A 12,247-nucleotide genomic window follows, 5' to 3' on the forward strand; every position below is an offset into this window, starting at 1 on the left:
TGTTACGTTGAGGGCCGTTCGCGTCCGCGCGCCCGTCCGTCCGAGGCATCCGACCGAGGCATCCGACCGTCGGGAAGACGAAATCCAGGGGAGTTGAGAGTGGGGAGTTTCGCGTCCTGGGTGCGTGCGCGCAAGCCCATCGCCTCGGTCGTGGCGCTCGCAGTCGTCATCGGCGTCCCGGTGACGATCGCCGCGTTCCACCAGGGCTTCCCGGTGACCGATCCCGACCTCACCGCACGCGACGTGTGGGTCACGAACGGGCAGGAACTCCTCGCCGGTCGACTCAACCGCCAGATCGAGGAGCTCGACGCGGCCGTCGCGACGGCGTCCAACGACGTCGACGTCTTCCAGGACGGCGACGACGTCTTCCTCCTCGACCGGAGCGCGGGCTCACTCGAGCGCATCGACCCCTCGTTCACGACGCTCACGCAGCGCATCGACGTGCCGCTCGGGTCGCGCATCGCCTACGGCGGCGACACGCTCGCGATCCTGTCGCCCAAGGGCGAGCTCTGGACCACGCCCGCGGGCGGCGACCTCTCGTTCGACGCGAACGGCACCGACCCGGTCGCCGAGCTCGGCGCCGACGCGCGGGTCGCCGTCTCCGACCGCGGGACCGTGTTCGCGACCTCGGCCGACGACGACGAGCTGCTCCGCATCGAGGCGGGCGGCGGCGAGCCCGCCGTGTCGTCGCTGCCGAAGCTCGGCGCGCACCAGCTCGCCGCGGTCGGCGAGCGGGCCGTCGTGTTCGACGAGGACCGGAACGTCGTCGTGGTCGACGGGCGCGACGTGCCGCTGCCCGAGCCCGGCCTGCGGCTGCAGCAGACCAGTGCCGAGCACGAGGTCGCCTACGTCGCCGGCGCGGCCGAGCTCATCGCGGTCCCGCTCGGGGGTGGCGATGCCCGGGTCATCGAGTCGGATGCCGCGGCGGCGCCGGCCCGCACCGCCGACGAGGTCGCCGCACCCGTCTGGGTGAACGGCTGCGCGCACGCCGCTTGGGCGACCTCCTCCACCTACCTCGCCGCGTGCGACGGCCGCGAGCCGGCCTCGCAGTCGATCGAGCAGCCCACCGCGGGCTCCCGGCTCGAGTTCCGCGTGAACCGCGACGTCGTGGTGCTCAACGACCTCACGACCGGCAATGCGTGGCTGGTGGACTCCGACCTCCGCCTCGTCGACAACTGGGAGGAGGTCACCCCGCCCGAGGAGACCGACGAGCTCGAGGGCGACGAGAAGAGCGCGCAGCAGACCTTCGAGGACACGCTCGCCGAGCGCACCGACGTCAACCGGCCGCCGGTCGCGCGCGACGACGAGGCCGGCGTGCGGCCGGGCCGAACGACGGTGCTCGAGGTGCTCGAGAACGACACCGACCCCGACGGCGACGTGCTGACCGTGTCCTCGATGTCGGAGGTCGCGGAGTCGCAGGGCCGCCTCGAGCTCATCGACGGCGGACGCGCGCTGCAGTTCACGCCCGCCGAGGGCGCAGCGGGAACGGTGTCGTTCCGCTACTCGGTCGACGACGGACGACTGGGCGTGTCCGAGGCATCCGTGAACGTGCGGATCGTGCCCGAGCCCGAGAACGCGGCGCCCACGTCGATGCGGTCGGGCGCCGTGAGCGTCGAGCAGGGCCAGCAGATCTCCTACAACGTGCTCGCCGACTGGAACGACCCCGACGGCGACGACGTCTTCCTCGTGAACGCCTCGCCGACGAGCGGCGACTCGGTGCGGTTCAGCCCCGACGGCTTCGTGACGTTCGACCACAAGTCGGGCGAGCTCGGCCTCAAGGACGTCGCCTTCACCGTCTCCGACGGGCAGCTCACCGCGACGGGCACGCTCACCGTCGACGTGAAGCCCGCGGGCACGCTCAACCCGGTCGGCACGCCCGACTTCGCGCAGGTGTTCGCCGGCGAGACTGCGCTCATCGAGCCGCTCGAGAACGACCTCACCCCGTCGGGCGCGCCGCTCGCGCTGCTCGGCGTCGACCAGGTGCCCACCGGGGCATCGGTCACCCCGAACCCCGAGCGCGGCACCGTCGCGTTCTCGTCGAGCCAGCCGGGCGAGTACATCTTCCTCTACAACGTGGGGGCGGATGCCGCGGTGAGCGTCGGCCTCATCCGCGTGCAGGTCGTGGAGCCGCCGGCCGAGGCGCCGCCGCCCATCGCGGTCAAGGACACCGCGTACCTGCGGCCGGGGGAGCCCACGACCGTGCCGGTGCTCGTCAACGACGTCTCGCCGTCGGGCCGCGTGCTCGCCGTGCAGTCCGCCGACGACTCCGCGACCGACGACCTCGTCTCGGTCGAGATCCTCACGAACACCGTGGCGCGCGTCACGGCGTCGGAGGCCCTCGACCGGCAGCTGCAGTTCAGCTACACGATCTCCGACGGCGTCGACACGGCGACCGCGACGGTGACGGTCGTCGCCGTGCCGCCGCTCGTGAAGCACCAGCCGCCCGTCGCCGTCGACGACGCCGTGAACGTGCGCGCCGGCGACATCGCGACCGTGCCGGTGCTGGCGAACGACTACCACCCCGACTCGACGGCGATCCACGTGCTGCCCGAGCTCGCCGACATCGGCTCGCTGCAGGGGCTCGCGTTCGTCGACGACGACGACGTGCGGTTCCAGGCGCCCGACGAGCCGGGCACTTACTCGGCCGTCTACACGATCGGCGACGACTTCGAGCAGACCGCGCGTGCGACCCTCACCTTCACGGTCGTCGCGAAGGACGCCGGCGAGAACCGTCCGCCACTGCCGACGCCGCTCACCTCGCGCACGTTCGCGGGCTCGGCCGTCTCGATCGACATCCCGCTCGACGGACTCGACCCCGACGGCGACTCGGTGGTGCTCACGGGCATCTCCTCCGCGCCGAACCTCGGCCGCGTCGCCGAGCGAACGAGCACCTCGATCACCTACGAGGCCTTCGCCGGGTCGACCGGCACCGACACGTTCACCTACGAGCTGCGCGACACGTTCGGGGCCACCGCGAAGGGCACCATCCGCATCGGAGTGATCCCGCGGCCCGCCGTCGCCCTGCCGCCGAAGGCCGTCGACGACGCGATCGAGATGAAGCCCGGCCGCACGGCCTCCGTCGAGGTGCTGCTGAACGACTCCGATCCGAGCGGCTACAGCCTGAAGGCCGTCGACCTGCCCGAGGTCGACGAGGGCATCGAGGCCGAGATCCGCGACAAGCGCCGCGTCGTGGTCACGGCACCCGACCAGGAGGGCGCGTTCACGATCCGCTACGAGATCTCGAACGGCCACGGCGGCGCCGACACCGCGTTCCTCCAGGTCGCGGTGAAGGACGACGCCGAGATCCTCCCGCCGACCGCCGAGGACCAGATCATCGAGCCCGAGGACGTCGTCGAGGTCGACTCCGTCACGGTCGAGCCGCTCGACGACGCCACGAACCCGGGCGGCCTCGTGGAGGATCTCGTGGTCACGCTCGAGGGTCCGAACGCGGGTCGCGCCGAGATGCGGCCCGACGGCGCCATCGTCGTGCAGCCCGGCCGGGAGCGGTACGCGGTCGCGTACCGGCTCACGAACGAGCTCGACGACCTCTCGGCGATGGCGTTCGTGATCGTGCCGGCCGCGGCTTCCGCCGAGGACATCGAGGAGGACGAGCCGACGATCCCGGCGCCCCACCTCGCGAAGCTCGACCCGATCATCGTGCCGATGAACGGCAGCATCACCTGGGACGTCGCCGACCTCGTCGTCGTCCCCTCCGGCAAGCCCGCCCTCGTGCTGTCGGCCTCCGCCGCGAACGCCCGGTCGGAGGCGTACGTCGACGGCACCACGCTGCGCTACGAGCCCGCGCAGAACTACCGCGGCGAGGCATCCGTCACGTTCGAGGTGACCGACGGGCGGGACGCCGACGACCCCGAGGGTCGGAAGGCGCTGCTCACGGTGCCCGTCACGGTCGGCGACCCGAACTTCGAGGACACGCCGCCGGTGTTCACGCCGCGGCAGGAGACCGTCGAGGCGGGCGAGCAGCCGCTCGACATCGACCTGCGCTCGTCGAGCGACCACCCGAATCCCGACGTGATCGGACGGCTCGGCTACGGCAACCTGCAGGGCACGACCGCCGACATCCAGGCCTCGATCGACGGCGGCACGCTGCGCGTCTCGTCACCGCTCGGCGTGCAGCCCGGCACGTCGACGCGACTCACCTTCGACGTGACGTTCAAGGAGTTCACGGTGCCCGGGTACGTGGACGTGAAGGTGGTCTCGTCGACCCGGGCGAAGCCGCAGGCCGTCGACGACGGACCCGTGTACCTCACGCGCAGCGACACCCAGACGATCGACGTGCTCGCGAACGACTTCAACCCGTTCCCCGAGTCGCCGCTGCGGATCGTCGACGCGCAGGTCGACCAGCTCGACGTCGGCTCGTCGGCGTCGGCGAGCTTCACCGCAAGCGACGTCACGGTGCGCACCGGCGCCGCGTTCACGGGCACGCTCAGCGTGATCTACCGCATCCAGGACGCGACGAAGGACCCCGCGCGCGAGACGCAGGGGCGCATCACCGTGATCGTGCGCGACCGGCCCGACCAGCCCAACGCACCCACCGTGACGGCGGGCGACGGCTGGGCCGACGTGCGCTGGCAGGCGCCCGCGCCGAACAACTCGCCCATCACCGGCTACGAGGTGGACTACAACGGCCAGAAGGCGACCTACGGGGCAGGCGCCGCGGGAATCACCCAGCGCATCGGCGGTCTGACGAACGGCACGGCCTACACCTTCACCGTTCGCGCGATCAACGACATCGGCGCGTCGACCTGGTCGGCCGGCACGACGGCGACGCCGTACGGCACGCCCACCGCGCCGCGCAACGTGCGCCTCCAGTCATCGGGCGACGCTCCCGCGGACCTCACGGCGAGCTGGACCGCGCCCTCGTCGACCGGCGGCGGCGCCATCACGTACGAGTGGCGGATCCAGGGTGCGCAGGGCTGGACGCAGACGACGGGCACGTCGGCGCGCGTGAACAACGTCGGCGCCGGCACGTACACGCTCGACGTCCGCGCCGCCAACAACGGCAGCCGGCAGACCGGCCCCGCCGCGTCCGACTCGGTCGGCGTGAGCAACCCGCCGCCGCCGCCGCCGCGTGCCTACATCTGCAAGGGCGGCGCCCAGGGCGGCGGCAACGCGGTGCAGGTGCGCTACGAGAACTTCTCCGGCGGCGGCCACCGCATGTACACGTCGATCGACGGCGACTCCAGCGCCTTCTACAAGGAGACGTTCTCCATCGGCGGCGACGGCAAGCAGACCCTCCAGAACTGGCTCGGCGTGCGCTTCGACGGGGGCATCTGGGTCGTCATCGAGGGCCCCACGAGCATCAGCAAGACGAACACGATCTCGGGCGCGCAGTGGAACGCGCTGTCGCCCGGCCAATGCAGCGGTTGACGCGAGGAGCATGACATGGCAGTGACATCCGAACAGGCGCTCTGGTTCCAGGACGCCTTCTCGAAGCTGGTCGACAACGTCGACCAGGCGATCCTCGGCAAGCGCGAGGTGATCGAACTCGTGCTCATCGCGCTCCTGTCCGACGGGCACGTGCTGCTCGAGGACTTCCCGGGTACCGGCAAGACCGTCCTCGCGAAGTCGCTCGCCAACACGCTCGACGGCTCGAACTCGCGCATCCAGTTCACGCCCGACCTGCTCCCGTCGGATGTCACGGGCGTGACGATCTACGACCAGGGCAAGGGTCGCTTCGAGTTCCACCGCGGCCCGATCTTCGCGTCGATCGTGCTCGCAGACGAGATCAACCGCGCCAGCCCGAAGACGCAGTCGGCGCTGCTCGAGGTGATGGAGGAGGGCCGGGTCACCGTCGACGGCGTGAGCTACGACGTGGGCTCGCCGTTCATGGTCATCGCGACGCAGAACCCCGTCGAGCAGGCCGGCACCTACTCGCTGCCCGAGGCGCAGCTCGACCGCTTCCTCATCAAGACGTCGCTCGGCTACCCCGACCACGACACGGCGGTCACGCTGCTGCTCGACTCGGCGAACCGCGCCCGCGCGGCGAAGGTGTCGCCCATCATCGCGGCCAGCTCGGTCACGACGATGGCGCAGCTCGCGTCGGAGGTCTTCGTCGACGCGGCCGTGCTCGGCTACCTCAACCACATCGTGTCCGCGACGCGCGAGCACCAGGACTCGGCGCTCGGCGTCAGCATGCGCGGCGCGCTCGCGCTCGCCCGCACCGCGAAGACCTGGGCGATCGCGCACGGACGCACGTACGTGACGCCCGACGACGTGCGCGAGCTCGCCGTGCCCGTGCTCGCGCACCGCATCATCGTCGACCCCGAGTCGGAGTTCGCCGGCGTGACCGCCGAGGACATCGTGGGACGCGTGCTCGTCGAGGTCGCTCCGCCCGCCTACCGGGCGGCATGAGCGGCGCGACGGGAGCCGAGGCGCCCGCCCCGCCGGGGGCGCCCTCGCAGGCGAGGATCGCGGCGCGCGCAGTCGCGCGCTCGGCCGCGGCATCCGCCCGCTCGCTCGCCGCACACGCGGCGACGGCCGGCCGCGCCCTCGCCCGGCTCGCGGCGCCGGTGACCGGCGTCGTGTCGACCACCGGATGGCTCGTGCTCGCCGCCGCGTCGGTGTCGCTCGTCGTCGCCTGGGCGTTCGGCTGGATCGAGTTCACGTTCCTCGGGTTCACGCTGCTCGCCGCGGTGCTCGTGTCGATCGGGTTCGTGTTCGGCCGCATGCACTACCGCGTGGGCATCGAGCTGCAGCCGGCCCGCGTGGTCGCGGGGGAGCGGGCGCTCGGCCGCCTGCTCGTGACGAACGCGGGCACGTCGGCCTCGACCCCGTCGCGGATCGAGCTGCCCGTCGGCGCCGGGCTCGCCGAGTTCGTCGTGCCCGCGCTGCCGCCCGACGGCGAGCACGAGGAGCTCTTCGCCGTGCCGACGCACCGGCGCGCCGTGATCGTCGCCGGACCGGCCGTCTCGGTGCGCGGCGACCAGCTCGGACTGCTCCGCCGCACGGTGCGCTGGACGGATCCCGTCGAGCTCTTCGTGCATCCGGTCACCGCTCGCCTTCGACCGTCGGCGGCGGGCCTCGTGCGCGACCTCGAGGGCGAGGTCACGAAGACGATCACGAACAACGACATCTCGTTCCACGCCCTGCGCGCCTACGAGCCGGGCGATGCGCTGCGCAACGTGCACTGGCGCACGTCGGCGCGCACCGGGCAGCTCATGGTGCGCCAGTACGAGGAGACCCGTCGCTCGCAGCTCATCCTCGTGCAGCCGACCGACCGCGACCACTACGCGTCCGACGACGAGTTCGAGCTCGCCGTGTCGGTGGTCGCGTCCCTCGGCGTCCAGGTCATCCGCGACGCCACCCGCCTCGCCGTCCTCACGGAATCGCTCGCCCTGCGCACCGCGACGCCCACCGCGCTGCTCGACGACACGTCGCGCATCGAGCCGTCGCGACGCGCGTTCCCGAGCGTCCGCGACTTCGTGCGCGAGGCGACGAAGCGGCTCCCGCCGCCGAGCGTCGTGATCACGGTCGCCGGCTCCCTCCTCCCGGTCGCCGACCTGCGCACGGTCGAGACCGTGTTCGGCCCCGACACCGAGGTCATCGCGTTCCGGGCCGAGCTCGGCGCGGCATCCCGCATCACGCGCATCGCCGGCACCACCGTCGTCACCGTCGGCGACCTCTCGGAGCTCGCGCGGCTCGTGCGGAGGGCGCGACCGTGACTCGCCTGCCCCGCACCGCCGTGACCGACCTCCTCGTGCTCAGCCTGCTCTCGCTGCTCGGGATCGCGGGCTACGAGACCGCGTTCGGCGGCCTGAACTTCCTGGTGGCCGCGGTCGCGGGCCTCGTCGTGGGCACGCTGGCAGCGGTCGCCGGCGCCGTGTGGCGCCTCGGGGTCGTGACGACCGTGCTGCTCGCGATGGCGGGCTACCTGCTCGTCGGCACGGCGGTCACGATGCCGGATGCCGCGCTGTTCGCCGTGCTGCCGTCGCTCGAGGGCCTCACGGGGCTGGTCATCGGCCCGGTCTACGGCTGGGCCGACATCGTCACCATCGGCACGCCCGTGGAGGCGCCGTACTACGTCGCCGTGGTGCCGTACTTCGCCGCGTGGCTCGTCGCCCTCGTCGGCACGCTCCTCGCGACGCGCTGGCTGCCGCGACGCCGTACCGCGCTGCGCGCCAGCGTGCTCCTGATCGGCCCCGTCGTGCTCTACCTGTCGGGCATCCTGCTCGGCACCGACGAGGCGTACCTGGCGGCGGTTCGCGGCGTCGCGTTCGCGGTCGTGGCGCTCGTGTGGCTCGCCTGGCGCCGCAGCGCGACGGTCGAGGCGAACGGCGACGGCGCCGCGCGCCTGCGCCGGCAGAAGGTCGTCGGCACGTCGGCGGTCGTCGCCGGCGCCATCGCGATCGGCGCCGTCGCCGGCATCGCCCTCGCGCCCGTGTCGCCCGACCGGTTCGTGCTGCGCGACGAGGTCGTGCCGCCGTTCGACCCGCTCGAGTTCCCGAGCCCCCTCGCGGGGTTCCGTCACTACACGAAGGACCTCGCCGAAGCGCCGCTCTTCGAGGTGACGGGGCTCGAGCCGGGCGACGTCATCCGCCTCGCGACCATGGACGCGTACACCGGCCGGCTCTGGAACGTCGCGGGGCCCGACGACGTGGGACCCGACGGCGGCGGCTATGCGATCGTCGGCGAGACGCTGCCCGACCCGCTCCTCGCGACCCTCGGCAGCGAGCGTCGGGTGCAGGTGCGGGTCGAGGGCTACGACGACGTGTGGCTGCCCACGGTCGGCTACGGCGAGACGCTCGCGCTCCAGGACCGCGCGTCGACCAAGCGTGCCGGCGACCTTCGGTACAACCCCGCGGCCGGCACGGCCGTGCTCACGAGCGGCCTCACCGAGGGTGCCGCGTACGAGCTCGACGGCCGCGTGCAGGTGGAGCCCGAGACCGACGAGCTGCTCGACGTGCCCGTCGCCGAGCTCGCGATGCCCGCCGTGCAGAACGTGCCCGACGTGGTCGCGGCCAAGGCCGACGAGTACGTGGGCGAGGCGGCCACGCCCATCGAACAGCTGCGCGCGATCGAGACCGGCCTGAAGACGAACGGGTTCCTGAGCCACGGCCTCGCCTCCGACACCGTGCCCTCCCGTGCCGGCCACGGCGCCGACCGCATCATCGAGCTGTTCACCCGCACGCAGATGGTCGGCGACGAGGAGCAGTACGCGTCGGCGATGGCGCTCATGGCGCGCCACCTCGGCTACCCGGCACGCGTCGTCATGGGCTTCGCGCCAGAGGTGCGCGAGGGCGAGGCGGTCGAGGTGCTCGGCGGCGACGTCACCGCGTGGGTCGAGGTGCCGTTCGAGGGCGTGGGCTGGGTCTCGTTCCGCCCGACGCCCGACCAGGTCGACGTGCCGCAGGAGCAGACGCCGAAGCCGAAGTCCGAGCCCCAGCCGCAGGTGCGCCAGCCGCCGCGCTCCGAGGACGAGGAGGAGCAGCTCCTCACGACGGTCGAGATCGACGACTCCGACGACGACCGCGACCGCCCGTTCGTGCTGCCCGGCTGGGTGTGGGTCACGATCGCGTCCGTCGGCATCCCCGCCGCGATCGTGCTGCTGCCGCTGCTCGCCCTCGGCCTCGTCAAGCGCCAACGACGCCGTCGCCGTCGGAGCGGCGCCAACGACCGGCGCGCGGCCGGCGCGTGGGAGGAGCTGGTGGACCGGTACGCCGAGCTCGGCTTCGAGCCGCCCGTGCAGGGCACCCGGCTGCAGGCCGCACGCGTCCTCGAGCGGCAGGTCGACGAGCAGGGCCTGGCCGGCGCGCTGGCGCCCGCTCCGGTTCCGGCGCCCCGTCGAGCGGATGCCTCGGCGCCCACGTTCGCGGCCGAACCCGTGCGGCTCGCCACCCTCGCGGCCACCATCGACCGCGACGTCTTCGGCGGCCGCGACGTGACCGACGCGGTGGTCGACGACCGCTGGACCGCCGCGGATGCCTCGACCGACGCGGTCGCGCGCGCCGCGGGCCGCCTGCGCCGCCTCGTCAGCCGCTACCGGCTGCACCGCCGGCGTTAGAGTGATGCCGTGGATTCGCCGGACTTCATCGTCCCGCCGCCGGGGCTGATCCCGTCGGCGCCGCCGCCGAGCGAGGAGCCCGACCGCACCGTGCGCAACGCACCGCCGCGCTCGCTGCCCGCCTTCCCCGCACCGCCCGGCTTCCGGCCGTCGGCGGTGCCCGGGCCGCCGCCCGCGCAGGGCGGCGAGGCGCTCGAGGAGCGCGTCGAGGCGCCGACGCCCACCCCGCAGCCCGGCGCCTGGCGACTGCGCGCGCCCGGCGGACTCGAGGTGCTGCTGCTGCGCCCGGTGGTGCTGGGGCGCGATCCGTCGGCCGAGGCCACGCGCCCGGATGCGGCGCCGATCCCGCTCGCCGACCCGGCGCGCTCGGTCTCCAAGACGCATGCCCTCGTGGAGGTGGTCGACGGCCGCGTGACGGTGACCGACCTCCACTCGACGAACGGGACGCGCGTGCTGGCGCCCGACGGCGAGGCCCGCGAGCTCGATCCCGGCGTGGCATCCGAGGTGGCAGGCGGGTCGACCCTGCTGCTCGGGGAGGTCGCCGTGCGCGTGGATCGGGCCCCGCTCCACACGGTGTAGCCTGTCATGGTGCGTGCTCCGCGACTTCTCCTTCGGTGCCGCGGCGGGGCCTCGTTCTAGGCCGATCCCGTCGCGGAGTTCGTCGTCGGCTGACCGCAGATCCTGAGGAAGCGAACGCATGGAAGCAGCACCCGCGAACGGCGTGACCACGCCGGAAGCACGACCGCGCACCCTGGCCGAGAAGGTCTGGGACGCCCATCTCGTGAAGAAGGGCGAGGACGGGACGCCCGACCTCATCTACATCGACCTCCACCTCGTGCACGAGGTCACGAGCCCGCAGGCCTTCGACGGCCTCCGCGTGGCCGGACGCCCGGTGCGGCGTCCCGACCTGACGATCGCGACCGAGGACCACAACACCCCGACGCTCGACATCGACAAGCCCATCGCCGACCCGACGAGCCGCACGCAGATCGAGACCCTCCGCCGCAACGCCGCGGAGTTCGGCATCCGCCTGCACTCGCTCGGCGACAAGGAGCAGGGCATCGTGCACGTCGTCGGCCCGCAGCTCGGGCTCACGCAGCCGGGCATCACCGTGGTCTGCGGCGACTCGCACACGTCGACCCACGGCGCGTTCGGCGCCATGGCGTTCGGCATCGGCACGAGCGAGGTCGAGCACGTGCTCGCCACCCAGACGCTGCCGCTGAAGCCGTTCAAGACCATGGCGATCAACGTCGAGGGCGCGCTGCGGCCCGGCGTCACGGCGAAGGACATCATCCTCGCGGTGATCGCGAAGATCGGCACGGGCGGCGGGCAGGGCTACGTGCTCGAGTACCGCGGCAGTGCCATCCGCGCGCTGTCCATGGACGGGCGCATGACCATCTGCAACATGTCGATCGAGGCCGGCGCCCGCGCCGGCATGGTCGCGCCCGACGAGACGACGTTCGCCTACCTCGATGGCCGGGCGCACGCGCCGCAGGGCGCCGACTGGGACGACGCCGTCGCGTACTGGCGCACGCTCGCCACCGACGAGGGCGCCGAGTTCGATGCCGAGGTCTTCATCGACGCCGACGCGCTCGAGCCGTTCGTGACCTGGGGCACGAACCCGGGCCAGGGCGTCTCGCTGAGCGAGGCCGTCCCCGACCCGGCGACGATCGACGACCAGCACGAGCGCGCCGCCGCGGAGCGGGCGCTCGAGTACATGGACCTCGCGCCCGGCACGCCGCTGAAGGACATCCACGTCGACGCCGTGTTCATGGGCTCGTGCACGAACAGCCGCATCGAGGACCTCCGGGCGTTCGCGTCGATCGTCAAGGGCGAGAAGAAGGCCGACGGCGTGCGCGTCATGGTCGTCCCCGGGTCGGCCCGCGTGCGGCTCGAGGCCGAGGCCGAGGGCCTCGACAAGGTGTTCGAGGAGTTCGGCGCCGAGTGGCGGTTCGCGGGCTGCTCGATGTGCCTCGGCATGAACCCCGACCAGCTCGCGCCGGGGGAGCGCTGCGCCTCCACCTCGAACCGCAACTTCGAGGGCCGCCAGGGCAAGGGCGGCCGCACGCACCTCGTGTCGCCGCTCGTCGCGGCGGCCACGGCCATCCGCGGCACGCTCTCGAGCCCGTGGGACCTGCAGAATCCGGTCCCCGAGCCCGTCGACGGGACGTTCGCTTCGACGAGCTCAGCGAACAAGACGAGCTCGGCGAACGAGGGGAACTGACC

6 protein-coding genes are annotated in these 12,247 nt (G+C 72.7%); all 6 read left to right on the top strand.

What is annotated here, in order from left to right; translation table 11 throughout:
* The first annotated feature begins 99 nt into the window (after positions 1-99).
* Positions 100-5,388 (top strand): Ig-like domain-containing protein, encoded by a 5,289-nt coding sequence (locus ACWGO8_RS16015; RefSeq protein WP_452044011.1) that lies wholly within the window; start codon positions 100-102, stop codon positions 5,386-5,388.
* Between the two features lie 15 nt (positions 5,389-5,403).
* Complete coding sequence (locus ACWGO8_RS16020) at positions 5,404-6,372, top strand: AAA family ATPase (protein ID WP_376955121.1); 969 nt, start codon at positions 5,404-5,406, stop codon at positions 6,370-6,372.
* Positions 6,369-7,682, top strand: coding sequence for a DUF58 domain-containing protein (locus tag ACWGO8_RS16025; RefSeq protein WP_452044012.1), 1,314 nt, complete (start codon positions 6,369-6,371; stop codon positions 7,680-7,682). The genes ACWGO8_RS16020 and ACWGO8_RS16025 overlap by 4 nt, the downstream gene beginning before the upstream one ends.
* Positions 7,679-10,021, top strand: coding sequence for a transglutaminase family protein (locus tag ACWGO8_RS16030; RefSeq protein WP_452044013.1), 2,343 nt, complete (start codon positions 7,679-7,681; stop codon positions 10,019-10,021). Before ACWGO8_RS16025 ends, ACWGO8_RS16030 begins: the two co-directional genes overlap by 4 nt.
* A 9-nt stretch (positions 10,022-10,030) precedes the next feature.
* Positions 10,031-10,600, top strand: a complete 570-nt coding sequence (locus ACWGO8_RS16035; protein WP_452044014.1) for an FHA domain-containing protein — start codon at positions 10,031-10,033, stop codon at positions 10,598-10,600.
* A gap of 118 nt (positions 10,601-10,718) precedes the next feature.
* Positions 10,719-12,245, top strand: coding sequence for a 3-isopropylmalate dehydratase large subunit (gene leuC, locus ACWGO8_RS16040; protein WP_452044015.1), 1,527 nt, complete (start codon positions 10,719-10,721; stop codon positions 12,243-12,245).
* Positions 12,246-12,247: the final 2 nt, after the last annotated feature.

It is taken from the genome of Agromyces sp. NPDC055661 (assembly GCF_053618135.1).